Source organism: Imperialibacter sp. (assembly GCF_040222385.1).
In the GTDB taxonomy this organism is placed as follows: domain Bacteria; phylum Bacteroidota; class Bacteroidia; order Cytophagales; family Cyclobacteriaceae; genus Imperialibacter.
This window is the reverse complement of the sequence record NZ_JAVKDF010000054.1, coordinates 1-25919: the sequence shown is the minus strand read 5'-3', so window position 1 is coordinate 25919 and position 25919 is coordinate 1. Positions and strand designations below refer to the sequence as shown.

Sequence of the window (25919 nt, the reverse complement as noted above, 5' to 3'; positions counted from 1 at the left end):
ATCTTAGTTACTTGAAATACTTGCTAATTCACGTACCTGCTCCAGGCTGATCGTGTACATATCCTGGGCCTGCCGTACAAATTTACCTTCTGGAAATTTGTCTATAAACTTCTGGTAATAAACAATTGCTTCTCTGTATCGTTCCTCCTGCTTGCTCGGGATACTTTGCTGAGCATATTCGAACTGACATTTAATACGAAGAAATGATCCCTCTTCATTAAACTCAGAATCTGGAAAATCTACTTCAAAATTATTGAATGCCACAACCGCCGATTTGTACCTCCTGAGTTGGTAGTACAGGCGGGCATTGTCAAAAGATTTCTTCTCTAATTTTAGCTGAAGATCGTCAATGATCTGCTGCGATTTATCTTTGTATTCGCTGTACGGGTACTTATTTATAAAGGTTTGCATAGATGCAATGGCCTCATAGGTGCTGCTTTGGTCGAGGTCAGTTACCGGCGACTCAAGATACAGCGAATAGGCATTCATATATTGCGCTTCCATGGCATGCTCACTTCTGGCGTAGGTAGTGGCAAATGTTTTGAAGTAGTGGGAGCTTAATATGTATTGCTTCTGATAATAGTAAGAATAAGCATAGTAGTACTCCGCCAGCTCAGCTTCTTTGGTTCCTTTAATGATAGGGATGATATCTTCAAAAAGCACGTTGGCTTTGTAGTACTCTTCCTCCTCATAATATTTCATTGCCGCATCATACTTCCTTTTCCAGTCAGTGCTCTTCTGGATTTTTCGAAATTCGCTGCAAGAAACTGTGATGAAACCTATCGAAAGGTATAAAAGCGTTACTAAAAGCCGGGTTTTGAACATAAGCTCGCAAAATTAAGTGATGGTCAGCTAATTACCAATCTATTGTTGGCTGTTTTCTTTCTTTTTGACACCAGATGTGCCGTTAGGGTTGGGTTTTTTTGTCGGAACGGCGGTTTTAGATGGTAGAGTACCTCTTGCGTTGTTTGGCAAACCTCCTGCTGCACCTTTCGCTGAACTTGAAGTAGTGCTCACACCGCTTTTTCGGACAGGTTTTGTAGGAGAAGGTTTCTTGATGGCATTGCCCAGGCTGTCGGTTGTGATTTCTTCCGGCGGAACGGGGCTGAGTACCTGTAGAAGAGTAGGCCGTTCACTGGCCCGCCAGGCAAACCCATCCAGCTTTGTGAGCTCGGGCGTAATTTCGTGTGGCGGGTAGAATGTGGCCTCCGGTTTCATGTAGAACGAAATATTATTTAGGTCATTTCCCTTGAACCGCATGGTGATATTGCTGCATAGTATCCGGTTCATGCCCATCAGCAGGCTGTCGCCGTCGCTTAACACATAGTAAATGCTCTCACCGTTGCCATTTACGTCCACTCTCTTGATGGAATTATCAGCAAAGTAAGCCCTCATGTTTCGTCCCTTGACTTGATTAAACTGTTTGAGTGTATCCTGCGAAACGATGAATGCGTCTTTCTGCATGTACATCTCGTCGATCACGTTGTTTTTTAGATACAAACTGATCGTGTCAGATTCTATCTGATTCTTGAAGTTCCACAGCACCGGATCGAAATAGTAGGTGATACTGGAATCGGCAATGAAATAGGCCAGCGAATCTGCTTTTCCCTGCAAATTAGACCTGAACATTCTCACATGGTTGTAAGCCAGTATCCTTTTCAGGGAGTCTACATTATCTTCTATTGAGATCAGGGTGTCGGCAGCCAGGTAAAAGGTATCCGCCTGCATCATTTTTTTCATGACGGGATTGCCAAACACCTTCGACAAACCTTTGTTTCTCCAGTAAACTCCCTTTTCGCCAGTGATGATGACATCATTGTTTTTTGCTGTCATTTTCACATGACCAGTAGCGGTGTAGTATTTATTGATGTCGTCAAAAAACAGCTCGTCACCCTCCAGAATATAGTCTCTGGTGTCTATTTGACCTTTGATAAATGAAGACTGCTCGGGAATAGTTTTGAACTCTCCACCTTTAGAATAAAGCATGGTGCTGTCGGAGGTGATAATCTCCGTTCGCCCGTCGGTGATGGCAATTTTGGTAATGGTGTTGTACCTGAGTGTATCGGAATGTAGTGTGTATTCCGGGCTTAATAGTTCGACTTTGCCGTAGAAAGTGGCCCGGTCTTCAAAACCGTAGAAATAGCCCCGGCGGCTCGAAAGGGTGTTATTCAAATCTACCAGCTTACCATTGTTAAAGTAGTTGGCCACACGGGTGTCTAGTTCATAGTCCAGAAAGTCGGTGTAAAGCCTGTTCTCGCCACTGGTGTACACCACATTTTCCCGCATCTGCGCTTTTCTGGTATTACCATCGTAAAAAAGCTTGTTGCCGGTAATGGTCACGGTGTCGTTGTCAACAATTCTTACGTGCCCAAAAGCCTCCATGGAATTGGTGGATTTCAGCATCACCGCCGAGTCGCAATAGATGATAGTATTCTTCTGTGAGAAGGTCACATTTTCCCACAACCTTTCATATGAGCCAGCTTTGTCTCTCACCACCATGCCATGCTCTGCCTTGTATTTGAGCTTCTCCTTGCGCTGCGCCTGGGCGGGAAGCGAGATGCCCAGCAGGAAGAAAAAGATGATGAGTATTTGAAAAGAGAATTGCCTCATTGTTTTTGTTAGTGCGTGGCAAAAATAGAGAAAGAACCTTTACTTGCGTAAAGTTCCTTTAGCTGCTTAAACGGCAGGGCCACCAAATGCGGTATGGATATCGAAAAAAAACTCCATGAATTAAGAATTTTTATCCGGAAGTACGACCTTTTCAGTGCTGAGGGGAAGATTTTCCTGGCGATTAGTGGGGGAGTCGATTCGGTGGTGATGGGCAGATTGATGATGGAGTTGGGGCAATCTTTCGGTGTTGTGCACTGCAATTTTAAGTTGAGAGGCGAAGCTTCCGATGGCGACGAGGCCTTCGTGAAACAATTGGCTAAAGAATGGAAAGTGCAATTTTTCTCCACTTCGTTCAACACGACGGCTTTTGCAGAGGAAAACGGTGTATCGATTCAAATGGCGGCCAGAGAGCTCAGGTACGGCTATTTTTCCACCCTAAGTCAGCAATACGGCAACGCAAAAATTGCCACGGCGCACCACGTCAACGATGCGCTGGAAACCATTTTGCTCAACCTCACACATGGGACAGGCTTTCGGGGACTTTCCGGCATTACACCGGCCAGGGACCATTTTGTGAGGCCTATGCTGGCATTTACGGGCGAAGAAATAAGAGAAATAGCCGGTGCGCTGGCCCTGAAGTGGAGAGAGGATGCCTCGAATGCAAAAGATGACTACGAGCGAAACAAGCTGCGACACCGTGTAGTGCCGGTGTTGGAAGAACTAAATCCTTCGCTCGGGGGCACCCTGAAGGACACGCTGGCCAGGCTTTGGGCAACTGACGTTGCCATTAAGGGTTCGCTGGAAGTGTGGCGGAGCCAGCAGGTGGCGGAAAAGGGTGACTACACCGAAATAGCACTGAAGGGAGCCGGGGAGCATTCCATATTTTACCTCTTTGAGTACCTGAAGGCAAAAACTTCGCTAGCCTACAAGTCTTTCAAGCAATTGGAAGCGAGTATTGAAGAAGGCACTTCTGGCAAACTTTTTTTGACTGATACCCATCAAATCAATTTGGACCGGGGCCGACTTATTATAAGCAGGGTAGGTGGGGATGAGGGTGATGAACCGATTCTTATTGAAGCAAATGACAAGGAGATAACATTTCAACTCGGAAAGCTTAGCTGTGAAAGGTTGGCTATGCCTGTAGCTATTGACAAATCACAGAACCTAGCTTTGTTAGACGCTGACTGCCTGCAATTTCCCCTGGAACTTCGGCGCTGGAGGGAGGGAGACAGCTTTGTGCCACTGGGCATGAGCGGCCAAAAAAAGATCAGCGATTTTATGATTGATGCCAAAATTCCAGTAAACTTGAAAAGCAGGGTATATGTCCTGTTGTCGGGCGGCGAAGTGGTCTGGGTGGTTGGCAAAAGGATTGATGACCGATGTAAGATTACTTCTTCCACAAGCAGGGTGTACAAACTAAGTGTATGTTAAAGAGCATATTGAATCCATTCAGAAGGTCTTATAACTCAGAGGAACTCAACCTTTTTGGCTTTTTGCAAAAAGTAAGGCTGTTCGAGCGCCTGAGCTATGAGGAGATGGCGTTGTTTGTCCCTTATCTGTATCTCAGGCAGTATAAAAATGAGGAAGCTGTTTTTTTTAGAGGTGACCCCAGTCATGCGCTTTACATCATTAAGAGTGGGGAGATAGCGTTGAACATCGATGTGAAGGATAAATTCGAGGAGTTGTCCCGGATCTATCCAGGCGATGCTTTTGGAGACAATACTGTGATTGAAAATGCCACCCGAATATTTACCTCCGTTGTGGTGAGCGACAACGCTGAACTGTATGTCATCCCACAGGTAAACTTATTGCAGATCATGAATGATAACACGGTGATCAGGGCTAAGGTGATGACCTCGTTTGCTGAGATTTACAACGCCTATTCTGCTAATCTTGTGAAGTCGTACCGAAATCACTTCGGCTTTTTTGACCTGAGCCTGGCTTACAAAAGACGCTAGATATTTGCCGCACATATTTGTTAGCTACCGGGCAGGCCAATTAGTCAAAAGCTTGTTCGAATAATAGCTTGTATTTTATAGCTTTGTCCCGATTATTAAATGGTTCAACTCCTAAAAAAATAGACATATGAAAATTACCGTTGTTGGCGCTGGAAACGTCGGGGCCAGTGTAGCTGAGTACGCAGCCATGAAAGAACTGGCTGACGAAATTGTGATCCTCGATATCAAAGAAGGCTTTGCGGAAGGCAAGGCAATGGACCTCAACCAATGTGCAACACTCAATGGATTCAATTCGAGAATCATCGGTACTACTGGCGATTACAGCAAGACAGCCGGTTCGAAGGTAGTAGTGATCACGTCAGGCATCCCAAGAAAACCAGGCATGACCCGTGAAGAGTTGATTGGCACCAATGCCGGCATTGTTAAGTCGGTAACTGAAAATGTGCTCAAGCATTCTCCAGAGGCGATCATCGTGGTGATCAGCAACCCGATGGACACGATGACCTATCTCGCTGTTAAAACAAGCGGTATACCTAAAAATCGCATTATTGGCATGGGCGGCACCCTTGATAGTGCTCGTTTCCGCTACAGGTTGGCCGAGGCGTTGAACTGCAATGCCAATGATGTGCAGGGTGTTGTGGTTGGCGGACATGGTGATACCACCATGATTCCTTTGACTCGCCTGGCTACTTACAATTCAACTCCTGTATCCAACTACCTGTCAGCAGAGAAGCTTGAAGAAGTGTCGAAAGCTACGATGGTGGGTGGTGCCACACTTACCGGCCTGTTGGGCACGTCTGCCTGGTACGCTCCGGGAGCATCAGGAGCAGCGGTGATTGAGGCCATTGTGCGTGACCAGAAAAAACTAATGAGCGCTTCGGTGTATCTCGAAGGAGAATATGGTCAAAAAGACATCTGCGTAGGCGTGCCTGTGATCATCGGTAAAAACGGATGGGAAAAAGTGGTGGATTTCAAGCTCAACGCTGAAGAAAAAGCCAAGTTTGAGGCCAGCGCAGCAGCTGTTCGTAATATGAACGATGCTCTAGCACTTTAGTCTTCCTTCAAATAGCAAATATAAAAAGGCACCGGAGAACTCACTCTGGTGCCTTTTTTATGACCCATTCAGGGCATTCAATTGTTTAAATCGCTTTCAGCGCACCTTCATAATTAGGCTCCTGCCCAATCTCCGGCACAAGTTCGGTATATGCTACCCGGCCTGTTTCATCTATCACTACTACAGCTCTTGCGTCGAGCCCCTGGAACCCACCGTCGATAATTTCTACGCCATAGGCTTTGCCGAAAGCGTTTCCGTCTCTGAAGTTAGACAGCGTGATTACGTTGTCCAGTCCCTCAGCGCCACAAAACCTTTTGGCGGCAAATGGCAAGTCTTTGCTAATACACAAAACGACTGTATTGTCGAATGATGATGCTTCTTTGTTGAACGTCCTTATCGAGGTGGCACAGACCCTGGTATCTACGCTTGGGAAGATGTTGAGGATCACTTTTTTTCCTTTGAAATCAGACAAAGATGCCTCCGACATGTCTGCTTTTACTAATTTAAAATTTGGTGCTGAAGACCCTACTACCGGAAGCTCGCCAATAGTGGTGCATGGATTTCCACCTAAAGTAATTCTAGCCATTTGAATATTCTGTTAACGGTTTATGTGAGTAACTAAATAATGAATGCTTTGTTAGAATACCGAGATGAGGTGAAAATAATTCCTCATTTTTATTCTTTTAGTTGGTTTTCGAAAACAACATTAAAACAACTAGTAAATCAATAAGGGCGTGCATGCCAATGGCGTAGACGATGCCCAATCGGATACGGATAAGGCTGAAGAGGAAGGCGTAGTTGAAGTATGGGAGCAAAACAACAGGTAGCAATAGAAGGGCTTGATCGTTCCAGTGATAGTTAGGGATGTGTAAAATCGAAAAAATTGTGGCCGAGATGTAAAAAATTCCTTTAAATGCCTTGTTCCAATTCTTCTCCAGATACCCCGAATGTAGATTGGATCGGCTTAGGGGGGTATAAATAACAACCGCAAATCCAGCTATTACCAAATAGGCCAGAACCAAATTTTCCGTCGGGCCAAGACTAGTAGGGGAGTACATAGGCATGATAGCAGAGAAGACCCGAACTAGCAAGAAAGAAAAAATCAATGAAAGAGAGATGTCGAGGTACTTTTTGTTGAAATTGGTTAGCAACAGTCTACAGGTTAGCTCTTCCATCAGCCCAACAATTAGAGGCATAAAAATGGTGAAAAGTACAAGATCTGTCGCTTTAAAATCGCCAGCCTCAATGACTGGCCGGCTATCGGGAAAGCGAAGTTCCAATACGCTTAATAACGGATTCAAAAGCATGAGGGAGAGTAGGTAGAGGACAAAGGCATTGAGGGAGAACTTCAATGCAAAAAGAATTTTTTTTCCAGTGGAGGAATGAATCTGGTGAAAGTCGGGAAATGCAATAAACCGGAGGTAATGTTTGAAATGCCTAAAGCTCCTCTTCTTTCTTTTCTTCTGTTTAGCTTCTGTAGGTTGTGCGACTACAAGGGGTGCGTCTACCACTTCCTGCCTTTCCTTCAACACCGTCACGGCGGCTTCAATAGCCTCAGCAGTATACTTCTGACTCTCAGCGATCACCTGCTTAAGGTCTTTGGTAGAGCGCTTGTTCATGCTCGCCAAAAATGGATTGATCATTTGCTAGCTGTCGGATAATCGTTATTTCAAATAGCGCCACTCTTCAAGTGATATTTCCTTCATTGTACAAGGCTACTCTCTCAGGTTAATTTCTTTCTATATTAAAGAAAAAAAAACGAATGAGGAGACTTACTACTTTTTTAACCCTTGTGGCTTTTGGCTTGTCTGCCACTGGTGCTTTTGCCCAGGACAAAGCCGTTATGGGCTTCAAAGATCCGGCTACTGAGCTGGAACTGGAGAAAAAATTTGATCAGCAATTGAAGGCTGAAAACCTCGATCAATGGTTAAAGCGTATGTCGTCGAGGCCACACCACGTGGGGTCGCCTTTTGACAAAGACAATGCTGATTTTATGGCTGCGATGTTTAAATCGTGGGGCTACGACGCTGAGGTAGTGAGCTACGATGTGCTTTTCCCCACGCCCAAAGTGAGGCTGCTGGAGATGACAGGCCCCACTCGCTTTAAGGCAGGGCTTGTTGAGCCAGCACTTAAAGAGGACGCCACATCCGGGCAGACCAAAGAGCAACTGCCCGTGTACAATGCCTACTCTGCCGATGGCGATGTGACTGCCGAGCTGGTCTATGTCAACTACGGCGTGCCAGCCGACTACGAGGAGCTTGAAAAGGCGGGTATAGATGTAAAAGGCAAGATTGTGATAGCCAAATACTATGGCTCATGGCGGGGCATCAAGCCCAAGCTGGCGGCTGAAAAAGGTGCCATTGGCTGCATCATCTATTCTGACCCGGCCGACGATGGCTATGTGCAGGGCGATGTGTACCCTGAAGGGCCTTACAGAAGCGAGCAGGGTGCTCAGCGTGGCTCGGTGATGGATATGCCGCTGTACCCTGGTGACCCTTTGACGCCAGGGATTGGTGCAACGAAGGACGCAAAAAGGCTCGATATCAAGACGGCGCCTACATTGACTAAAATTCCCGTGATTCCGATTTCTTACGGTGATGCAAAGCCGCTACTTGATGCTTTGGGAGGCCCTGTAGCTCCGGCTTCCTGGAGAGGTGGCCTTCCTATCACTTATCACATAGGCCCTGGCCCGGCAAAGGTTCACCTGAAACTTGAATTCAACTGGGATATCAAGCCTGCTTACAATGTAATAGCCAAAATGAAAGGCAGCGAATTTCCTGATCAATGGGTGATTCGTGGCAACCACCACGATGCGTGGGTAAATGGAGCTGCCGATCCCGTCAGTGGCATGGTGGCTTTGATGGAAGAGGCAAGAGCTGTTGCTGAGCTAACCAAAACCGGCTGGAAGCCCAAAAGAACGCTGGTTTATTGTGGCTGGGATGCCGAAGAGCCAGGCTTAATTGGCTCTACCGAGTGGGCTGAAGATCATGCTGCAGAGCTGAAAGAAAAGGCGGTTGCTTATATCAACACCGACGGAAATGGTAGAGGATTCCTTTTTGCAGGTGGATCTCATACGCTGGAAGAGCTGGTGGGAGAGGTAGCGGCCTCGGTCACCGATCCGCAAAAAGGTGTGACGCTGGCTGAAAGGAGAAAAGCGTTTGATATAGTAAACTCTGGCAACCCCGACCATAAAGGTTTTCAAATAAGCGCATTAGGGTCAGGGTCTGACTTTACCCCGTTTATTCAGCACTTGGGTATCGCCTCGCTCAACGTCGGCTTTGGTGGTGAAAGCGGCGGAGGAGAGTACCATTCCATTTACGACTCTTACGACCACTATTCCAGGTTCCAGGATCCTGGGATGGTGTATGGAGTAGTGCTGGCACAGGTTTGCGGGCGTTTGACCATGAGGCTTGCCAATGCGGATATTCTTCCTTTTGAGTTCGATCATTTCTATAGTACCGTTGCCACCTATGCCGATGAGGTAATGAAGCTGCCGGAGCAAATGAGAAAGGAAGCAGAAAAGATCAACGGCATGCTAAAGCAGAACTACTACGACCTGGCTGCCGATCCGAAACAACCCAACTACAAGCCGCTCCCCCCCAAAGGAGTACCTTATCTTAACTTTAGCCCATTGCAAACTTCACTTGCAACGTTGAAAGAAAAGGCATCTGCGGTGGAAGGCTTGCTCAAAGCCGGAAGCATTGCGCCTGCCAAATGGGCCAGGGTCAATGAGTTGCTCTATCAGTCGGAAAGGACATTAATCGACGAGAGCGGGCTGCCAAGAAGGGATTGGTTTAAGCACGAGATTTATGCTCCCGGTTTTTACACAGGATATGGTGTGAAAACACTTCCAGGAGTGAGAGAAGCTATAGAGCAAGAGGAATGGGCAGAAGCTCAGGAAGAGATAATCACTTTGGCTGCAACGCTTGACAAGTTCAACAGCCACCTCGATAAGATCATTGCCGCTGCAAAGTAATTGCCCCCCGGCAGCATCCTCGCCATAGGATGCTGCCGGATTAATGTGGGAAACCACAATTTTTAAAATATTATTTGGCTAGCTCCGTGAAATCTGCTCAAAGATTTCAATCTTTAAGAATTTACTATCAACCCTAGTCAGTATGAGACACCTATTCTACAGGTTCATTGTGATCTCTGTAATTTTTATTGGCATTGTAAGCTATTTCTGGCCCCCCATGTTGTGGGCATTTATCGTTATTGGCCCATTGATTTTTGTGGGCATTATGAACAGGCTTCAGAAGAGCCACACTATCCTCCGAAATTTCCCAATTCTGGGATACTTTCGTTATCTGTTTGAGTTGATTTCTCCTGAGATTCAGCAGTATTTCATTGAAAAGTCAACGGATGGAAAGCCATTTAGCCGCAATCACCGTGCGCTGGTGTATCGCAGGGCAAAAAATGTGAACGCTACTCACCCTTTTGGCACTCAACTGAATATCAACGATGAACACTATGAAGGTATCAGGCACTCAATATATGCCACAGAGCCTGTGAAGGAGTTTCCGAGGGTAGATATAGGAAGTAAATTTTGTAAGCATCCCTATAGTGCTTCTGTGCTCAATATCTCGGCTATGAGCTTCGGGTCGCTGAGCAAGAACGCCATTCTTGCCCTGAACAAGGGGGCAAAAAAAGGCAACTTCTACCATAATACTGGCGAGGGTGGTCTTTCACATTACCACCTCGAAGGAGGAGGAGACATTACCTGGCAGATAGGAACCGGATACTTTGGCTGCCGCACACACGATGGAGATTTTGATCCCGACGAATTCAAGAAAAAGGCTGCTACTCCCCAGGTAAAGATGATTGAAATCAAGCTTTCGCAAGGGGCGAAGCCTGGCCACGGTGGTGTGTTACCCGGATCAAAGAATACCGAAGAAATTGCAAAGATCAGAGGTGTGAAGCCTCATACCACTATTATTTCACCCCCCAGCCATAAGAAATTCAGCGATGCAAAAGGCCTGGTTCATTTTATCGCCGAGCTACGTGAACTTTCCGACGGGAAGCCGATCGGTTTTAAGCTTTGCGTGGGACGGACGGAAGAGTTCATTGAGCTATGTAAGGAAATGAAGGAAGAGGGTGTTTGGCCAGACTTTATTACTGTTGATGGGGCAGAAGGCGGCACTGGAGCAGCTCCACTTGAGTTCTCAGACTCCGTGGGCATTCCGCTTGAGCCTGCACTGATATTTGTGCACAGCACGTTGAAAAAGTTCGGATTGAGAGAAGAAGTAAGGGTAATTGCCAGTGGCAAGGTGCTTACCGCTTTTTCTATTCTACGGATGAAAGCATTGGGAGCAGATATTTGTAATTCTGCCAGGGCGTTTATGTTCAGCATCGGCTGCATTCAGGCGCTGCGTTGCAATACCAACGATTGCCCCACGGGAGTTGCTACACAAGAAGGTGAACTGGTCAAAGGCCTAGTGGTCACTGACAAGGCTGAAAGAGTATACAACTTTCATCATAATACTATTGAAGCGGTGCTCGAGTTGCTGGGAGCTTGTGGCTGTAAGCATACTGAGGAAATCAACATTAGCATGTTTGTGAAAGGAGACGAAATGGTGGCCCTTACTAACCGCTATTTCCCCGATTCGGTATTGAACAGGGTAGACGAATAAGGAAGAGGTTGAAAGCTAGAACTTAGTCACCTTCAGAGCGACCAGCTGAGTGGGGGTGCGGTTGCCCTTGTTGCCGAAATTGTTGTCCGAAACCAGTAGAAGGTATTGGCCGTCAGGGGTGAAGGTGGCCCCCTCTATATTATTGACTTTGTAGGGTTGTCCGCCCAGCTTGAGGTCTTGACTGAATGAGAAAATCTTTTCAGGCACCAATACCGGCTCTCCTGACTGTGGACAGTCAGAGTCATTATTTTTGGATGCTTCAATCAACGTAATCTTGTAAATATTCACTTCGTTGCGATCCTCTGCCTTCAGGTAGTCCCGCTCGATGACCAGCAACTCATAGTCGCTCAGAGCCACCAAAGAGCTAATGCCGTTGCCTTTGGTATTCCATTGCATTTCATACCAGTATGTTTTGGTGCTATGATCTGCCAATGAGTACTCAAGAATTGGTAAGATGCTCCGGCACCCGCTTGTTGGCAGCGCCCTTTCCATAGCCAGGAAAAGCTTCTTGCGATCGGGACTGATGGTGAGCCCCTCAAAGCCGCTATTGTCGTACATTTCTCCATAGTATTTGACGGGCAGGTCTTTGATGTTTTGGAGTTTTCCTGAAGCGTCGGCTTGCCACACAAGTGTCTTTTCTATATTGTCAATATCCCTCTCATCAGACACAAACATGCTTGATCCAGAAAGCGCCATTCCCTCACCACGAATTTGGCTTTCCGCCAGATAGTATACGTCTTTGTAAACGATGCTCAGGCTCTTTATTGGGTCGATGCTAAATGTGTAGTACCTGGCTGGAAGGCCATCGGACAGTAAATAGTAGTCACTTTCGTGCCCGGAATATGTGATGGCAGAAATGCCTCCAAAGGGCTTTTCCTGGCCTTCAAAAACACCCGATGTATCGAACGGTATTTCAATAAAGAATGAGTGTTCGGTGTCAAAAGAGACTTGTGCGTTTACCCAATACGAGATACAAAAACAATGGAAAAGGAAAGCGAGTGAACAGGTTAGTCGACGGGTTAATTTCATCGCTCCAATTTATATATATCGAAACCGATTATTCCAATTTATTGCGGAATTCTTCGAGCGCCTGGGTGTTTCCAATCACTGTAATTACGTCGCCCAACAATAACTGTGTATCCCCGTGCGGGATGAAAATCTCGTTGTTTCGACGGAACATCACCAGAGAGCCCGAGGGAGGAAAGGCTATTTTTTTTACTTTCTGTCTGTCGTGTTGAGAATTGCTCATGAGAATCTCCTCCACCCTGTATAACCCGAAACTCTCTGAAAAGGCCTCGTAGGAATCGGGCCTCATGATTAGGTTTTCCACATGGCTGGCAAGCGTGTCTTCAATGTTCACCAGCTTCACTCCGGATGTCTCACCAAAGAGTGTGGAGTGCTTGTCCTTGGTAAGGGTAATGGTTTTTTTGTGATTCAGTTCTTGCTCCAGAAACAAAGCCAGGTTTTTGTTCATGGCGAATGAATCGGTCAAAATAACGACCTGGTCGGTGGGCCGTATCTTCAGTTTGCTGAGGTAGTAGGTGTCCAGGTTAGGCACATAGGCTGCTTGAATTCCTTTTTCCTTTAAAGCTTCGACATCTTCTGCGGTGGTTACCACGGTAAAGAGGTTCAAACCATGCAATTTCAAACGCTCTGCGAGCAAAAGACTTGCTTTGCTGCCTCCAAACAAATACAAATTGAAATTCACTTCGCCTTCGCTGTGAAGCAATTTGTAAAGCATAGGAGCCAAAACGGATGCGAGGATCGAAGCAGCTACAATGCCGGAATTTGTAGACTGGCTGATCACGCCAAGCGAGAGGCCTATTTGAGCAGTAGCTATACTCAGCCCCATTCTCGATGACAACAGGAGGCCTCCTGAAAGGGCTTTTTTCCATCCAAATATCTTTGCCATGGCAAAAGCAGGCAATACCTGAGTGATAAAGAATCCGGCCAAAATAGACAGGGTTAATGGGATTGATCTTTGAAATTCACTCAGGGCAGAGATGTCGAGATTGACGCCCACCATCACGAAGAAAATGGGAATAAAAAAGCCATAGCTCATCCCATCAAGCTTAAACATGAGAGCGGATCGCTGCTTGTTCAAAAACATGGAGAGGAGAGAGCCTGCAAAGAAGGCACCCAATACAAGTTCTGTTTTGATAAGGTAGGCCACCACCACGAAGGACAGCAGTAACGCAACGGTACCACGAATTCTGATTTGGGAGGCGGCGTGTTCAAGGGTGTAAAGTAATTTTTGAAACGTACGTATCCCTATCAGCCATCTCCCTGTTTTGTAAGCAACAAAGAAAACCACAAAGATGACCAGGAAGAGAAGAAGCTCAGACTCAAACCCATTCTTCAGGATTCCTGAATAAATGGAAATGAGAATAATACTCATGATGGTGGCAATGGCACCGACCATCAAAATGATTTTTCCAAACTTTCGGCTGAGCTCGCCGTCAGCCTTAATAATAGGGACGATAACACTTAGCGCCACTGTCGGAAGAAGCATGGAAAAGAAAACGATGTCGGTGTCGAAAAATAAATGCAAGAGCCATGAAAATGGGATGGCGAATAAAAGTGATCCCGTGTAGATGGTAATAGCCAGCAACATTGAATTGCTTACCAGATCTATTTTTCTGATTTTTTTTGGAATCGAGCGGTATATTTCTCCAAGGTCAATTTCGAGCCCCGAAAGAAATATAAGGAACAGAAAGCCCGAGTAAGCTAGAAACCGCATATAGGGAGTTTCTTCAATCCAGTCAAGCACGTAGGGGCCAATGATAACGCCGACAATGATCTCGACAATGACGGCCGGAATTTTGGTTACCCGTCCCCAGGTCAATGCCATAGGCACCAGCCAGGCTACCACCATGATTATAAAAAGAGGAAGGTAATTAATGCTGTTTTCCATAATGCAGGTTGACTTTTGGGTTAGGTCGACCCCCAATATAACAACCACAGACTGTAATCAGAATTTTCCCGGCCCGAAATCGGCGGCAGGGTTGGTGGTGGCAGCCGAATATGCTTTTTTCTTCAGGCGCCCCAATAAGGAGCCTTTTCGCTTTTTGGCGCCAGGAAGATTAAGCGTTTAATGAATTTACTATAGATGCGCTGCATAAAAACGCTCATTGCTGTTGTTCTTATTTGGTCGGTGACCAGCACAATAAAGTGTTTCATTTCAACCCAATTTCTGCTACTTTTCTTTTTGGTGGATTAAATCAACTCTGCATGTCAAATCCGTTGTGGGTGCTTACCGTCCTTGTCGTCAATATCCTGATCAGTGAATGGCTTGAGAACCATACTTTTCTTAAGCACATGGGTACCACGCTGCTCGTAATTATTCTCACGGCAGTGGTTGCTAACCTGGGAATTATTCCGTCCGCCACCGAGTCGTCCGTTGTTTATGAAGGAATTTTTGCCTTCATCGCTCCACTTTCAGTGTTCTTTTTACTGCTGGATGTGAGATTGGTTGATTTGAAAAAGGCAGGCCTGCCTATGCTCAGCATGTTTCTTCTGGGGGCTGTCGGCACAAGCCTGGGAGCGCTGATGGCCATTTGGGTCGTGAACGGGCCGGTGGTTTTTGGAGAGCATTATAAGGCACTGGCAGGCATGATGACGGGCACTTATATAGGGGGAAGCCTCAATTTTAATGCGATTGCTTTACATTATGGCGTAATGAAAGAGGGTGGTTTGTACGCCGGAACCGTTGCGGTGGACAATATTCTCACTGCGACGTGGATGGTGGCTACCTTACTTTTGCCACGAATGCTCGGTAAAATATGGAAGAGGGTGGGCAACCGAGCTTCAGCCAAAGATATTGAGGGAAAACTGCCTGAAGCAAGGGAAATGGTTTCTATTTGGTCGCTGGCTGTACTGTTGGCGTTGGGCGGCGGAAGTTTGCTATTTGCAGATTGGCTGGCTGTTGCGTTGAACGAAGCGTATGGGTGGAATTTCCCTTCCATATTGATAGTGACAACCATTGCTCTTGGACTGGCGCAATTCAAAGGCATAAGAGAATTACAGGGCAGTCGTTTACTCGGGCTCTTTACAGTTTATTTGTTTCTGGCTGTTATTGGTGCTTTTTGCGAGTTGGCCGCCCTCAAGGGGATTGGCGAACTGGCGATTTACATCGGTCTGTTTACGCTGATCATTGTAGCTGTGCATGGGCTTGTTATTTTTGGTGTGGGTGGAATGCTTCGGCAGGATTGGGATGTGGTAGCCATTGCCTCACAAGCCAACGTAGGCGGGCCGTCATCTGCCATGGCGCTTGCCAAAAGTTTGAACAGAGAAGACCTGCTTTTGCCTTCTATAGTTATAGGATCCCTTGGAACTGGCTTGGGTACCTACATTGGCTTTTTGGTGGCGGAGGTGCTTTTGTGATGCCGCTCCGATCAGTTCTTTAGCCGAAGATTGTAATCTGGCGTGAGCGTTTTCTTTGCCTTTTCCACATCTATATAGCGCTCAAGCCCTTTCATAGAGAGTACTTTATAGCCGTTTTCGGATAGGTACTTCAAGTATTCCTCAAATAGCTCTGGAGGGGTAGTCACCCAGGGGTGCTCCACATCAGGTACACCGTGAATGGTAAGCACAGCGATCTTGCCGTCTTTGGCCTCATTAAGTGCCTGCATGACTTCATCTCTATTTGTGCTGTCCATGGCCCAGCTGGGAACCAGCAACGGGTGATCCTTCAACGGGTCGTATGGGCGGCCACCGCCAGCACGGGCAAATGCATAACCCTGTTCGTCAAGTGTCTCAGCGACCAACGGGCTGAGGCTGTAGCCTGGGTAGGCAAAGTTAGCTGGCTTGGCTATTCCCAGGGAATCACACTTGGTTTCGATATAGGTAAGCTCTTTGATCAATTGAGGTTTGGTAAGACTGGCCACCCTGGCATGCGACCGGGTGTGGCTGGCGATCTCAAACCCCATTTGGTCGAGCTCCCTGATCTGCCTCCAGTTCATGTAAAGTGAGCTGTCTTTGTAGTTTGGAGGAAACTCACAGACGAAGAAGGTGGCATCAAAGCCATATTGCTGAAGCAGAGGAGCTACCACCGAATACTGGCTTGCCGGGGCATCGTCAAAGGTCAGCACCACGGTTTTGTCCTCGATGGGTTTTTTGAGGATTTGAGCTTTGACTGGCAAAAAACTGCAAAGCATTATGACGAAGACCAATGGTTCTTTCATGGAGCGGCGGCGGTGATAGGTTTTTGGGTGAAAGTTAGCAAAATCAAATCCAACTGCTACCTAACTTTCAACATCGAAAACACCATCTTTCCAAACAAGGACAATACATTTCTCACCTGAGGCATCACTTTCTTCACAAAGCGTGATGTTTTTCCCTTTGCGTGGAAGATGGAAAATAAATTCGCAAGGGTCGCAATCGCTTGGGTACTTGGCTATCAGTAGCGGTTTTAAAGTGTCGAATGTGGGGATGATGTCCGAAGTTTTCTGAATAGAAGATATGCCATTGAAATATTTTGAAAAATGAATTTCAGACTCGCATACAGGACCACAGCCTTTTTCAACCTTTGCTATTAGTTTTGTGCCATCCTTTAAGTTCCAATACGTCATACTATAGGTGACTTCGGCACCTCTTGGAGCATATTCGATATAACCACCTGTTTTATCCAAGGCAATTATTTCATAGGTCTGCAACCAATCAGTTGAGCTGGCCAGAATGTTATTGACCCGATCAAAACTGCCGTCGTTGGCATGCTGTAAGAGGCTGGCAAACAGGTTGAAATTATTCTCTACTGCAAAACGTTCTATACCAGTCAGTTGATTGATCAGGCCATTGATGTGCAATGAATCGGAGGACGAAATGGGGATCAACTCCTTACTTCCATCGCCATCTTCCCGGCTGCTTGAGGCCTCACTAGTCGTTTCTTGACCTTTGTCCTCGTTTGGACGTGTTTTATCCTGGCAGGACGTGCATAGGAAGTAGCAGCAAAACCAGAGCAGTAGGTGGATAGGTTTCATAGATATATTGATGTTCTATACCAAGTTAGCTGAAAGAAGTTGAATATCAGAGAGGCCGATAGAATGTGCTTGTTAAGCTCGGCTTGTGTGACGTAACTTTCTATGATATTGCTTGTGATGGATTGCTTACCACCAGCTGACGAGAATCTTAGGAATGAATGACGCTAGTCAGCTACAAGAAAGGCGCCCCATCAGATATTTACAGTGATATTTTGGAAAGCAATTAGAATACACACATAAATGGCATTTATAGACTATTACAAGCTTCTTGGGATAGAAAAAGGAGCTACAGAGAAGGAAATAAAGAATGCCTATCGCAAACTGGCAAGGAAGTATCATCCTGACGTAAATCCCAACGATAAAGAGGCGGAGAGGAAGTTCAAGGAAGTGAACGAGGCGAACGAAGTGCTGAGCAATGCGGAAAACCGCAAGAAGTACGATGCTTACGGCAAGGATTGGAAGCATGCGGAAGAATTTGAAAAGGCGAAAGCGCAACAGCAGCAGCAAAGGAGAGGAAGTACCCAGCAGCAGACTGCGGGAGGCTTTGGCGGAGAAGACTATTCAGATTTTTTTGAATCAATGTTCGGAGGCGGTGCCGGTAGAACGGGTGGGCGCAGTGTGAAATTCAAGGGACAAGATTATCATGCTGAATTACACCTGCGTTTACGTGATGTGTACAATACGCAGAAGCAGACATTGACCGTTAATGGCAAGAAGATAAGATTGACAATCCCTGCCGGAGTTAAAGACGGGCAGGTAATCAAGATCAAAGGCCATGGAGGTGATGGAATGAACGGTGGGCCAAAAGGCGACCTCTACATCACCTTTGCTATTACCAACGATACCAAATTCAAACTCGATGGCGATAACCTTTACTCTATGGTTGACCTCGATTTGTACACAGCGATGCTGGGTGGCGAAATCACCATTGATACGTTCGATGGAAAAGCGAAACTGAAGGTGCAACCGGAAACCCAAAATGGATCGAAGGTGAAACTGAAAGGAAAGGGCTTTCCTGTCTACAAAAAGGAGGGAGCGTTTGGCGACTTGTATGTGACTTATCAGATTTCCATACCCACGAACCTGACCAGCAAAGAGAAGGAATTGTTGAGCGAACTTGCTAAATTGAGAAGACCATGAAAACCGATACCCACATACCAATAGAAACACTTTGCGAGCACTATAAAGTGGAGACCACCTTCTTTATTGGCCTGGGAGAGATTGGGTTGATCGAGATCGAGACGCTTGAGCAAACGCAGTATATTCATGAAGACCAAATGAATGCCGTCGAAAAGATGATCCGCATGCATCATGAGCTGGATGTCAACATAGAAGGCATCGATGTCGTATTCAATTTGCTGAACAAGATTGAGGCGCTGCAGACGGAACTCAGCCAGGTAAGGAGTCGACTGAAGCTATATGAAGACTAGCTAGTCTGGCAAGGCAAAAGCGACGTACCTGTCTCCTGAACGACTTCTCAGCTTGCCACCGCCGCAGGCAATCACCAGGTATTGCTTTCCATTTACTGAGTAAGTGGATGGCGAAGCATAGCCTGCCGCCGGAAGATTAGTTTTCCAAACCAGTTCACCAGTCAGTTTATCAAACGCCCGAAATTTTTCATCGGGGGTGGCCGCTATGAAAATAAGGTCTCCGGTCACCAGCGGCCCGCCGTAATTGTCAGTGCCTGTTGGTGGAAATCCCTGCTCACTCAGCGTTGGGAATTCACCAAGTGGTACCTGCCATTTTCTCCTTCCCGAAGCCAGGTCAATAGCAGTGAGGGTTCCCCAGGGCGGCGTGTTGACGGGGTAGCCGTCCTCCGAGTACCACCGGTTATAGCCAGTATGTTTGTAAGGCGAAGAGCGGGAGTCAGTTGAGGCTGTCAGGGTCGCATCTCCAATGCCCATGATGTAGTCGGCAATGGCTTTCTTTTCAGCGTTGCTCAGTTGAGTAAAAGCAGGCATCATCCCCCGGCCTCGCTCTATGATGCTATATGCCTCGGAAGCTGTGCGTCTCTTGCTAAAGTCTTTAATAGCAGGGTAGGCACCGCTGTGATCGCCTGTCATGTCTTTGCCATGGCAGGAAGCGCAATGAATTTGATACAAGGTGCTGGAGGAGGTTAGAGCCTGCTGCTGAGGTGCGTTGGTAAGCGAAGAGTATACCGGAACTTCCTTGGCGGGCACATACATCACGCCTTCGGAATCAACGGCCGCACCACCCCACTGACCGCCTCCATCAGTACCCGGAAAGAAGATGGTTCGTTGTTCAGTCAGGGGGATATAGGCCCGTCCTGTTTTTGCTTCGCTGAGTTGACGGAGAATCTCCTCCCGGTCGGGAGCATCGGTTCGCACATCAGCTAACGTAAACGACTGCCTGGTGAAAGGCTCGGGCAGGGCGGGGAAGGGCTGGGTAGGACTTACTTGCTCATCGGGCATTCCAACTGTAATCATGGGCCTTTCTTCTATCGGGAACAGTGGCTCCCCGGTGAGGCGGTTGAACACAAAAACGTAGCCCTGCTTTGTAATTTGGGCCACTGCTTGCATTTGCTGACCGTCTTTTTCCAGCGTGATCAGGTTGGGCGGAGCGGGGAGGTCTCTGTCCCAAATATCGTGGTGCATGGTTTGAAAATGCCAGAGGCGCTCGCCTGTTCTCGCATTGAGGGCGAGGAGGCAATTGGCAAAGAGATTGTCGCCTGCCCGGTCGCCACCATAGAAATCAAATGCAGCCGAACCGGTGGGCACATACACTATTTCATTTTCCCTATCGATGGCCATGCCCATCCAGGAGTTGGCACCGCCTGTATTTTGCCTGGCGTTGGGTGGCCAGGTGTCGCTACCAAATTCACCGTTTTCCGGAATCGTTTTGAAAGTCCAGGTCAGCTCACCTGTGTGAACGTCAAAGGCCCGCACATCGCCCAACAAGGCTGCGGAGTTTTCCTGCACACGTGCACCAGTAATCAACAGGTTTTCGAAGATGACACCGGGCGTGTTGTACACGACGTAATCGTCGGCAGTTGGGCGTTCCAAACCTTGCTTCAGGTCGATTTTTCCACTGTCTCCAAAAGAGGAAATAGGCTTTCCAGTTTTTGCGTCGAGACAGTAAAGCAGGTGCCCATAGCCGAAGAAAATCCGCTTTCCTGTTTCGTCAGCCTGGTACGTAACACCCCGGCTGGTCATGGAAAAGGTTTTGTCATTGAAGTTGGTTTTCCATAATTCCTGCCCTGAAGCGGCATCTAACGCAAAAGCCTGCGAACCTGCCGAAACGCCATAGAGTATGCCATCAATGATGACGGGGTTGCACTGAATCTGCGTTTGATTTTTGGTGGTGTCGGCGCCACCTGAGCTGTATTCCCATGCCTTTTCCAGGCGATTGATGTTTTCTTTGTTGAATTGGGTTAGTTCAGAGTAGTGATTCCGATCAGGGCCACCATTGTATTCAGGCCAGTTGATATCTGACTGTTTTTTTGGAGAGCAGGCCACGGTGGACAATATCAAAGTAAGCCATGAAAGGCATTTTGGTAAACTAGTTGGTAGGGTGTATCGATCCATTGAGATGAAGATACAAAGTAGATGCTGAAAAGTGGGAGGTGAATTATCTGGGTGGAACCAGGAAGGGTTTATCAGCTAGGTTTTTAAACAACCTTAAAAATTTCTTGAGTCTCTATGTCAAGGATCAAAAACCCCTCACTTTCTGAGTCCATTTTTTCCAGTAGAATGCCATCAGAGTTCCATACGGCCGATCCACCGGCTCCCACGAAATCGTCGCTTGGCCCCACCGAATTGGCCATCAAAACCGTCATGCCATACTTTGCAGCAATGCCAGACAGGGTTTGGTGGGCTGCTTTCACTCCGTTAGCGGATTTGGCTACGCTGGCCAGGTAGATTTTGCCGCCATTTTTGCCGGCATTGGCCGAATGCTCAGGTACCGATATTTCGTAGCAGATAGCTAACTCAACGTTCGAGCCTCTTATGCACGTGGCGTTATTTTCCCCGCTTACGAAGAACGGTTCTTCATCGGCGTGGAGGTATTTTTTGGAATAGGTTTGCCTTTGTGCATTGGGGTGAAAAAGTACCATTGTGATGTTGATGCCATCACCACACTTCATTGGGATGCCTGCTCCGATAATTATCGCATGCAGGTCGGCTAACTGCTGTAAGCTGTCAAGTCTTGTATCACTGGCGTCCATAGCCAAGCCCTTGACCAGGGTTGGTTCATAGCCAATGACCGATAACTCAGGGAAAACGATAACATCTGCCTTGCCATCAATAGCCAGGTGGATGAGCTTTTTGTGCTGCTCAATATTGGCAGCGATGTCGCCTTTGATGGGCCTGGTTTGCGCTACACAAATCCTCATTTCATTTTTTGATCACACGTAGGTATAGCTGCTCCACTTTCTCTCTTGCCCAGGGCGTTTTTCTCAGGAAGGCAAGACTCGACTTAATGGAGGGATCGTAGTTAAAAGAGCGAATGTTAATTTTTTTACCCAGTTCTTCCCACCCAAGTTTGGCTACCAGTTCTTCCAAAATAGCATCCAATCTTACTCCGTGGAGTGGGTTGTTCCGTTGTTCTGAATCCTTCAGTTTTGTCACCCTTCCAGCCAGACCGTCTTTTTTTGGATCTTTGCTTATCATCTGTTTTTTGCCTGGTTTTCGGTTCTATATGGCAACAAAGTTAACGATATGGCAACAAAGTTAACGATTCCCGGCCATTGACAATTCACATTCAAAGGCGCCTAACCAATTAGCACGCACGATATGAATGTTAAATCATGCAAATACTATCATCGCAGAACGTCCAAATTAACCAATTTGTTGGTCTGTTGCATGGGTTAGGCTGCCGCCTGCCGCCATATTTTCTTCAACCTTCTATTGGGGTTGATGAACGTTTTAGTAGGGCAGACAGCAAAATAATTCCTCAGTGACAATCTCGTACTCAAAAAAATATACCTATAGTATTGATATATCATATATCTATGTATTATTGTGCTATGTATTCGAAAGAACTATTAAAAGGCACTATCGACATGATCATTTTGAGATTACTCAGTGAGCATGGCAGAATGTACGGTTACGAAATTTGTCAAAAGGTGAAGGAGCTCACAGGAGGTAAGATATTACTAAAAGATGGCTCGTTGTACCCGGCCCTTCACAAAATGCTGGTCGACGGCACGGTAACTACCGAAGAAGTGAGCATAGGTAAGCGGGTCAGGAAGTATTACACACTCACCAAAAAAGGAAATGAAGCCAAGAGGGAAAAGGTTTCGGAGTTAATGGACTTTTTGAAAACCATTGAGAGCATCATGTTTGAACCAGAAAGTAAAACAGCCAGGGCATGATTAGTGACGACCAATTAGACTTTATCACGAATAAAGTGAAGGAAAGCAGCATTTCCAGCAAAGAAGTGCAGGACGATCTCATTGACCATTTTTACTGCCTCATTGAAGAAGACATGAATCAGGGGATGTCTTTTGAGGCTGCCTATCAAAGGGCATTTCAGCAAACCACACCGAACGGTTTTGATGAAATACAGGAGGAAGTATTCTTCATTCTCAACTTTAATAAAATCACTAATATGAAACGAATTACTTATTTAACCGGATTCATTTCCTCATTGGGACTTACATTGTCCGTCGTGTTCAAATCATTGCATTTGCCAGGCGCTTCTATTTTGCTGTTCGGTAGTATTATGGTGACAGCATTTTTGTTTGCTCCGCTCCTTTTGGTAAGCCATTTGAAGACTAGCGGGACTTATTCGCCATCGGAAAAAATGAAATGGATAGTAGGAGCTGTGGGCTTTATGATGCTGGCACTTGGCAGTATTCTCAATATGCTTCATTTGGAAGGTTCAGGGGCGGTGCTTATTAGCGGAGGCTTTCTTTTTGGGTTCGGCTTCCTGCCTTTTCTTTTTTACACTTTGTACAAGCGATCAATTGAGGCCGTCTAGAAAAAAATAGACGGACTGCTGAAACGAAGAAATCACAGCATAGTAATAGTGGTAGATAAAGGTGAGAGGAAGCTCTCGCCTTTTTTTATGCGGAAGTGGAATTTAAGTGCAATACAATAAGAGATTGTTGCCAAGTTTAGTCTGGAAGATGTAACTTTAAAAATAGCCCGTTTTTCAAATAACACCACTATGAAACGCCAACTGCTGTCTGTCACCGTCCTTTTCATACTCTTGTTCGCTACCGCCTGGGTGATGCCTGTGGATCATTTATCAACGAAAGTGTTACCAGCCGGAGGAACAGGGCATTTTTTGTATGTGGCTACTCCCGGCATCAGAGACTATCTAGGCTACGGCGGACATGGCTTGCTTGTCTTTGACGTGGACAATAACCATAAGTTTGTTAAACGCATTAAGACGCAGGGTTTTCATGAAAACGGAACCCCTTCCAATGTCAAAGGCATTGATGTAAGTGTCCAGCTCAATAGTGTCTATATCTCCACCCTTGAATCCATGCAGCGAATTGATTTGGCAACAGAAAAAGTAGTTTGGGAGCGAAAATACGAGGGCGGTTGCGACCGCATGTCTATTTCCCCTGATGGGATGACGATGTACCTACCGTCGCTGGAAAAAGACTTCTGGAATGTGGTAAGCTGCGAAAGCGGTGACATAATAGCCAAAATAAAAATACACTCAAGAGCGCACAACACTATTTATGGGCCATCTGGCAAAAAGGTATACATGGCCGACATTGGGTCGCCTGAACTTCATGTAGCCGACCCTAAAACCCATACAGTAGTTCAAAAGATCGGGCCCTTTAGTGCCGGCATCAGGCCTTTTACGGTAAACAGCGATGAATCGCTGGTGTTTGTGAATGTCAACGACTTGCTGGGCTTTGAGGTGGGCGACCTGAAAACGGGGGAGAAACTGGCCAGCGTGCAGGTGCTGGGCTGGGACAAAGGCCCTGTGCGTCGGCATGGTAATCCTGCCCATGGAATCGCACTTACGCCTGATGAAAAAGAAATTTGGATCAGCGACGGGCACAACATGCGCATTCATATCTTCGGCGGCAAGTCTCCTTACCAGCAATTGACAACCATTCCGTTGAGCGACATGCCCGGCTGGATTACCTTTAGCGTCGACGGTAAATATGCCTATCCTTCCAGCGGAGAGGTGATAGATCCGGTGAAAAGAGAAGTACTGTATTTTCTGAAAGACGAAACTTACAACACTGTTTCAAGTGAGAAGATGGTGGAGATTTTTATGAAAGATGGCAAGGCCACCAAAGCTGGCGATCAGTTTGGGTTGGGCAGGAAGAATGAGATGGGGAGGTGAGTGGAATCTCAAGCTTTTTTGAAAGCGGCTCTGTATATGAAAGGTGAGTGGAGACATTCGCCTGAACCCGTCGTGAGCGGAGACACTCGCTTTAAAAACGATACACCCATCCAAACAGGAAACGCTTATTCTTTTCTCTCCGGCGCATTGAAATACCTATGGTCGACTATCTTCCATTCGCCTTTTACATTCTCCATGTAGTCGCTTTTGGAGACGTCTATGAAGGTGCCTTGTGACGTGTTGGGGGTTTGCAGGCAGCTGGCAAAAGCGGTGTTTCAATTTACCTTATGCCCCTTCAGCAAACGCTCATGTATTGGGGTTGGACTTACCATCATAATTCTGAATCACTCTTTGTGCATCTGCCTTCACAGCTGCGTAACGCTTAGTCATTTTGTCGTTCGAAGGCCCTAACTGAATTTTCTCAGACTCCATTAAGCAGGAGAGATAAGCCTCCAAATCAGGGTCTCTGTTCAGCGCATCTACTTCTCTCTCGATCAACCTCCTTAATCGTCTCTTCATCTTTGGCTGTCTTGGCATTTTGGGCATAGCTGTAGTTGATGATAAGAATTGAAAATAGTGGTGGTAGGCAAGAAGCTTTGCGCATGAGGGAAAGATATGTGGTGTCGTTTTTCTTTTTGTTGAAAGAACTCACTTTCGCTGGAAGAAAGCAGCCACTATGTGCTAAAAGTCACTGACTTAAATCGTGGATTGGTAGAAATTTAGCATTAGCAAATTAAAAAAGAAAAGAAAATTGACCCGGCAAAAAAGGAATCAGCCAAAACGATGGTAGCCATTATAGTTGGGTGAGTGTTCTTTTCAACTATCGCTCACAAAACTTTACGATCATGAAAACAATAATGAAATTCTTAGGTGTTCTGATGCTGGTTACAATGATGTTTCCGGCTCAGGCACAGGTGAAAGATCAGGACAGATTACGTCTGCAGGAACATTTGATGCTTCAAGATGGCAACATGTACCAGATCAGAGATCAGGAAAGGGTGCAACTCAACGAGTCACTGCAACTGAAGAACGGCGGCGCAATTACCCCTGATGGAATGTTGCGTTTGAAAAACGGAAAGCAGATCAGGCTTCGAGACGGCGAATGTCTGGACATGGATGGCAAACGCTACAAAAACGAGTCGCTGTTCCGCAATAAAATGGAAAAGCGAATGCAAAAAATGGACAGGGGTATGAAAGGTAACCAGGATATGAAAGGTAACAAGATGAAGGAAAAGGGTGGAGGCAATAAAGGCAGGAATGGGTAAACCTGCCAAACGAGACTGTTCAGAAAAGTGTGTCATAAGTATAAGTAAAAATAAAATGAGAACTTATGACAGAAATGGAATCAAAGAGACCACCTCGGAGTGAGTTGGAGCAACTTTTCGAGGAAGCATTACAGACACTTAAGTCGGGCAAA

At 46.4% G+C, this 25919-nt stretch carries 25 protein-coding genes; 12 read left to right on the top strand and 13 right to left on the bottom strand.

What is annotated here, in order from left to right; genetic code table 11:
- Window positions 1-3: 3 nt before the first annotated feature.
- Both RIG68_RS25455 and RIG68_RS25450 read right to left on the bottom strand, forming a co-directional pair.
- Window positions 4-825, bottom strand: coding sequence for an outer membrane protein assembly factor BamD (locus tag RIG68_RS25455; protein WP_350075379.1), 822 nt, complete (start codon window positions 823-825; stop codon window positions 4-6).
- Between the two features lie 39 nt (window positions 826-864).
- Complete coding sequence (locus RIG68_RS25450) at window positions 865-2610, bottom strand: OstA-like protein (RefSeq protein WP_350129104.1); 1746 nt, start codon at window positions 2608-2610, stop codon at window positions 865-867.
- Between the two features lie 93 nt (window positions 2611-2703).
- On the opposite strand from RIG68_RS25450, the gene tilS reads away from it, so the two are divergent.
- The 3 genes from tilS to mdh all read left to right on the top strand — a co-directional run bounded on the left by tilS (window position 2704) and on the right by mdh (window position 5622).
- The gene (gene tilS / locus RIG68_RS25445) at window positions 2704-4041 is read left to right on the top strand and encodes a tRNA lysidine(34) synthetase TilS (protein ID WP_350129101.1); all 1338 of its coding nucleotides are present in this window, start codon (window positions 2704-2706) and stop codon (window positions 4039-4041) included.
- On the top strand, window positions 4035-4568 hold the full coding sequence (locus RIG68_RS25440; RefSeq protein WP_226940392.1) for a cyclic nucleotide-binding domain-containing protein: 534 nt from the start codon (window positions 4035-4037) through the stop codon (window positions 4566-4568). Before tilS ends, RIG68_RS25440 begins: the two co-directional genes overlap by 7 nt.
- A gap of 127 nt (window positions 4569-4695) precedes the next feature.
- Entirely contained in the window at window positions 4696-5622 is a 927-nt protein-coding gene (mdh, locus tag RIG68_RS25435) for a malate dehydrogenase (RefSeq protein ID WP_350129098.1), read from the top strand.
- 85 nt (window positions 5623-5707) lie between these two features.
- Here mdh and tpx read toward each other — a convergent pair whose 3' ends face one another.
- Both tpx and RIG68_RS25425 read right to left on the bottom strand, forming a co-directional pair.
- On the bottom strand, window positions 5708-6208 hold the full coding sequence (tpx, locus tag RIG68_RS25430) for a thiol peroxidase (RefSeq protein WP_350129095.1): 501 nt from the start codon (window positions 6206-6208) through the stop codon (window positions 5708-5710).
- Window positions 6209-6305: 97 nt separating this feature from the next.
- A complete protein-coding gene (locus RIG68_RS25425; protein ID WP_350129092.1) occupies window positions 6306-7265 on the bottom strand; it encodes a type II CAAX prenyl endopeptidase Rce1 family protein in 960 nt (319 codons plus the stop codon).
- Window positions 7266-7384: 119 nt separating this feature from the next.
- On the opposite strand from RIG68_RS25425, the gene RIG68_RS25420 reads away from it, so the two are divergent.
- Both RIG68_RS25420 and RIG68_RS25415 read left to right on the top strand, forming a co-directional pair.
- A complete protein-coding gene (locus tag RIG68_RS25420; protein WP_350129089.1) occupies window positions 7385-9598 on the top strand; it encodes a M28 family metallopeptidase in 2214 nt (737 codons plus the stop codon).
- A 142-nt stretch (window positions 9599-9740) separates the two neighbouring features.
- Entirely contained in the window at window positions 9741-11252 is a 1512-nt protein-coding gene (locus RIG68_RS25415) for an FMN-binding glutamate synthase family protein (RefSeq protein WP_350129087.1), read from the top strand.
- A gap of 15 nt (window positions 11253-11267) precedes the next feature.
- Here the strand turns inward: RIG68_RS25415 and RIG68_RS25410 are convergent, their stop codons facing one another.
- The 3 genes from RIG68_RS25410 to RIG68_RS25400 form a co-directional block, all read right to left on the bottom strand.
- A complete protein-coding gene (locus tag RIG68_RS25410) occupies window positions 11268-12281 on the bottom strand; it encodes an esterase-like activity of phytase family protein (RefSeq protein ID WP_350129084.1) in 1014 nt (337 codons plus the stop codon).
- A gap of 28 nt (window positions 12282-12309) precedes the next feature.
- On the bottom strand, window positions 12310-14166 hold the full coding sequence (locus RIG68_RS25405; RefSeq protein WP_350129081.1) for a cation:proton antiporter domain-containing protein: 1857 nt from the start codon (window positions 14164-14166) through the stop codon (window positions 12310-12312).
- Between the two features lie 122 nt (window positions 14167-14288).
- The gene (locus RIG68_RS25400; protein ID WP_350129078.1) at window positions 14289-14432 is read right to left on the bottom strand and encodes a hypothetical protein; all 144 of its coding nucleotides are present in this window, start codon (window positions 14430-14432) and stop codon (window positions 14289-14291) included.
- A gap of 51 nt (window positions 14433-14483) precedes the next feature.
- Between RIG68_RS25400 and RIG68_RS25395 the strand changes: the two genes are divergently transcribed.
- Window positions 14484-15635 carry a DUF819 family protein gene (locus tag RIG68_RS25395; protein WP_350129075.1) on the top strand — a complete coding sequence of 384 codons (1152 nt, stop codon included), beginning with the start codon at window positions 14484-14486 and terminating at the stop codon, window positions 15633-15635.
- An 11-nt stretch (window positions 15636-15646) separates the two neighbouring features.
- On the opposite strand, the gene RIG68_RS25390 is transcribed toward RIG68_RS25395, so the two are convergent.
- Both RIG68_RS25390 and RIG68_RS25385 read right to left on the bottom strand, forming a co-directional pair.
- Complete coding sequence (locus RIG68_RS25390) at window positions 15647-16435, bottom strand: polysaccharide deacetylase family protein (RefSeq protein ID WP_350129072.1); 789 nt, start codon at window positions 16433-16435, stop codon at window positions 15647-15649.
- 60 nt (window positions 16436-16495) lie between these two features.
- Window positions 16496-17230 (bottom strand): hypothetical protein, encoded by a 735-nt coding sequence (locus RIG68_RS25385; protein ID WP_350129069.1) that lies wholly within the window; start codon window positions 17228-17230, stop codon window positions 16496-16498.
- Window positions 17231-17470: 240 nt separating this feature from the next.
- Here RIG68_RS25385 and RIG68_RS25380 point away from each other — a divergent pair, with 240 nt between their 5' ends.
- The gene (locus RIG68_RS25380) at window positions 17471-18370 is read left to right on the top strand and encodes a DnaJ C-terminal domain-containing protein (protein ID WP_350129066.1); all 900 of its coding nucleotides are present in this window, start codon (window positions 17471-17473) and stop codon (window positions 18368-18370) included.
- The gene (locus RIG68_RS25375; protein WP_151997470.1) at window positions 18367-18660 is read left to right on the top strand and encodes a chaperone modulator CbpM; all 294 of its coding nucleotides are present in this window, start codon (window positions 18367-18369) and stop codon (window positions 18658-18660) included. The genes RIG68_RS25380 and RIG68_RS25375 overlap by 4 nt, the downstream gene beginning before the upstream one ends.
- Here the strand turns inward: RIG68_RS25375 and RIG68_RS25370 are convergent, their stop codons facing one another.
- The 3 genes from RIG68_RS25370 to RIG68_RS25360 all read right to left on the bottom strand — a co-directional run bounded on the left by RIG68_RS25370 (window position 18661) and on the right by RIG68_RS25360 (window position 21858).
- A complete protein-coding gene (locus tag RIG68_RS25370; protein ID WP_350129063.1) occupies window positions 18661-20775 on the bottom strand; it encodes an outer membrane protein assembly factor BamB family protein in 2115 nt (704 codons plus the stop codon). It lies immediately after the preceding gene.
- Window positions 20776-20858: 83 nt separating this feature from the next.
- Window positions 20859-21581, bottom strand: a complete 723-nt coding sequence (locus RIG68_RS25365; protein ID WP_350129060.1) for a carbon-nitrogen hydrolase family protein — start codon at window positions 21579-21581, stop codon at window positions 20859-20861.
- Window position 21582: 1 nt separating this feature from the next.
- Entirely contained in the window at window positions 21583-21858 is a 276-nt protein-coding gene (locus RIG68_RS25360; RefSeq protein WP_151997467.1) for a VF530 family protein, read from the bottom strand.
- Between the two features lie 356 nt (window positions 21859-22214).
- On the opposite strand from RIG68_RS25360, the gene RIG68_RS25355 reads away from it, so the two are divergent.
- The 3 genes from RIG68_RS25355 to RIG68_RS25345 all read left to right on the top strand — a co-directional run bounded on the left by RIG68_RS25355 (window position 22215) and on the right by RIG68_RS25345 (window position 24502).
- A complete protein-coding gene (locus RIG68_RS25355) occupies window positions 22215-22562 on the top strand; it encodes a PadR family transcriptional regulator (RefSeq protein WP_350091507.1) in 348 nt (115 codons plus the stop codon).
- Window positions 22559-23170 (top strand): hypothetical protein, encoded by a 612-nt coding sequence (locus RIG68_RS25350; RefSeq protein WP_350129057.1) that lies wholly within the window; start codon window positions 22559-22561, stop codon window positions 23168-23170. The genes RIG68_RS25355 and RIG68_RS25350 overlap by 4 nt, the downstream gene beginning before the upstream one ends.
- Before the next feature lie 189 nt (window positions 23171-23359).
- Window positions 23360-24502 carry a YncE family protein gene (locus RIG68_RS25345; RefSeq protein WP_350129054.1) on the top strand — a complete coding sequence of 381 codons (1143 nt, stop codon included), beginning with the start codon at window positions 23360-23362 and terminating at the stop codon, window positions 24500-24502.
- Between the two features lie 306 nt (window positions 24503-24808).
- Here the strand turns inward: RIG68_RS25345 and RIG68_RS25340 are convergent, their stop codons facing one another.
- On the bottom strand, window positions 24809-25021 hold the full coding sequence (locus RIG68_RS25340; protein ID WP_350129051.1) for a hypothetical protein: 213 nt from the start codon (window positions 25019-25021) through the stop codon (window positions 24809-24811).
- A gap of 326 nt (window positions 25022-25347) precedes the next feature.
- Between RIG68_RS25340 and RIG68_RS25335 the strand changes: the two genes are divergently transcribed.
- Window positions 25348-25767 carry a DUF6799 domain-containing protein gene (locus RIG68_RS25335; protein WP_151997462.1) on the top strand — a complete coding sequence of 140 codons (420 nt, stop codon included), beginning with the start codon at window positions 25348-25350 and terminating at the stop codon, window positions 25765-25767.
- Window positions 25768-25919: the final 152 nt, after the last annotated feature.

Excerpts from the sequence above, each read along its gene's own strand:
- RIG68_RS25455 (WP_350075379.1), bottom strand. The coding sequence starts at position 825 with ATGTTCAAAACCCGGCTTTTAGTAACGCTTTTATACCTTTCGATAGGT.
- RIG68_RS25450 (WP_350129104.1), bottom strand. The coding sequence starts at position 2,610 with ATGAGGCAATTCTCTTTTCAAATACTCATCATCTTTTTCTTCCTGCTG.
- tilS (WP_350129101.1), top strand. The coding sequence starts at position 2,704 with ATGGATATCGAAAAAAAACTCCATGAATTAAGAATTTTTATCCGGAAG.
- RIG68_RS25440 (WP_226940392.1), top strand. The coding sequence starts at position 4,035 with ATGTTAAAGAGCATATTGAATCCATTCAGAAGGTCTTATAACTCAGAG.
- mdh (WP_350129098.1), top strand. The coding sequence starts at position 4,696 with ATGAAAATTACCGTTGTTGGCGCTGGAAACGTCGGGGCCAGTGTAGCT.
- tpx (WP_350129095.1), bottom strand. The coding sequence starts at position 6,208 with ATGGCTAGAATTACTTTAGGTGGAAATCCATGCACCACTATTGGCGAG.
- RIG68_RS25425 (WP_350129092.1), bottom strand. The coding sequence starts at position 7,265 with ATGATCAATCCATTTTTGGCGAGCATGAACAAGCGCTCTACCAAAGAC.
- RIG68_RS25420 (WP_350129089.1), top strand. The coding sequence starts at position 7,385 with ATGAGGAGACTTACTACTTTTTTAACCCTTGTGGCTTTTGGCTTGTCT.
- RIG68_RS25415 (WP_350129087.1), top strand. The coding sequence starts at position 9,741 with ATGAGACACCTATTCTACAGGTTCATTGTGATCTCTGTAATTTTTATT.
- RIG68_RS25410 (WP_350129084.1), bottom strand. The coding sequence starts at position 12,281 with ATGAAATTAACCCGTCGACTAACCTGTTCACTCGCTTTCCTTTTCCAT.
- RIG68_RS25405 (WP_350129081.1), bottom strand. The coding sequence starts at position 14,166 with ATGGAAAACAGCATTAATTACCTTCCTCTTTTTATAATCATGGTGGTA.
- RIG68_RS25400 (WP_350129078.1), bottom strand. The coding sequence starts at position 14,432 with ATGAAACACTTTATTGTGCTGGTCACCGACCAAATAAGAACAACAGCA.
- RIG68_RS25395 (WP_350129075.1), top strand. The coding sequence starts at position 14,484 with ATGTCAAATCCGTTGTGGGTGCTTACCGTCCTTGTCGTCAATATCCTG.
- RIG68_RS25390 (WP_350129072.1), bottom strand. The coding sequence starts at position 16,435 with ATGAAAGAACCATTGGTCTTCGTCATAATGCTTTGCAGTTTTTTGCCA.
- RIG68_RS25385 (WP_350129069.1), bottom strand. The coding sequence starts at position 17,230 with ATGAAACCTATCCACCTACTGCTCTGGTTTTGCTGCTACTTCCTATGC.
- RIG68_RS25380 (WP_350129066.1), top strand. The coding sequence starts at position 17,471 with ATGGCATTTATAGACTATTACAAGCTTCTTGGGATAGAAAAAGGAGCT.
- RIG68_RS25375 (WP_151997470.1), top strand. The coding sequence starts at position 18,367 with ATGAAAACCGATACCCACATACCAATAGAAACACTTTGCGAGCACTAT.
- RIG68_RS25370 (WP_350129063.1), bottom strand. The coding sequence starts at position 20,775 with ATGGATCGATACACCCTACCAACTAGTTTACCAAAATGCCTTTCATGG.
- RIG68_RS25365 (WP_350129060.1), bottom strand. The coding sequence starts at position 21,581 with ATGAGGATTTGTGTAGCGCAAACCAGGCCCATCAAAGGCGACATCGCT.
- RIG68_RS25360 (WP_151997467.1), bottom strand. The coding sequence starts at position 21,858 with ATGATAAGCAAAGATCCAAAAAAAGACGGTCTGGCTGGAAGGGTGACA.
- RIG68_RS25355 (WP_350091507.1), top strand. The coding sequence starts at position 22,215 with ATGTATTCGAAAGAACTATTAAAAGGCACTATCGACATGATCATTTTG.
- RIG68_RS25350 (WP_350129057.1), top strand. The coding sequence starts at position 22,559 with ATGATTAGTGACGACCAATTAGACTTTATCACGAATAAAGTGAAGGAA.
- RIG68_RS25345 (WP_350129054.1), top strand. The coding sequence starts at position 23,360 with ATGAAACGCCAACTGCTGTCTGTCACCGTCCTTTTCATACTCTTGTTC.
- RIG68_RS25340 (WP_350129051.1), bottom strand. The coding sequence starts at position 25,021 with ATGAAGAGACGATTAAGGAGGTTGATCGAGAGAGAAGTAGATGCGCTG.
- RIG68_RS25335 (WP_151997462.1), top strand. The coding sequence starts at position 25,348 with ATGAAAACAATAATGAAATTCTTAGGTGTTCTGATGCTGGTTACAATG.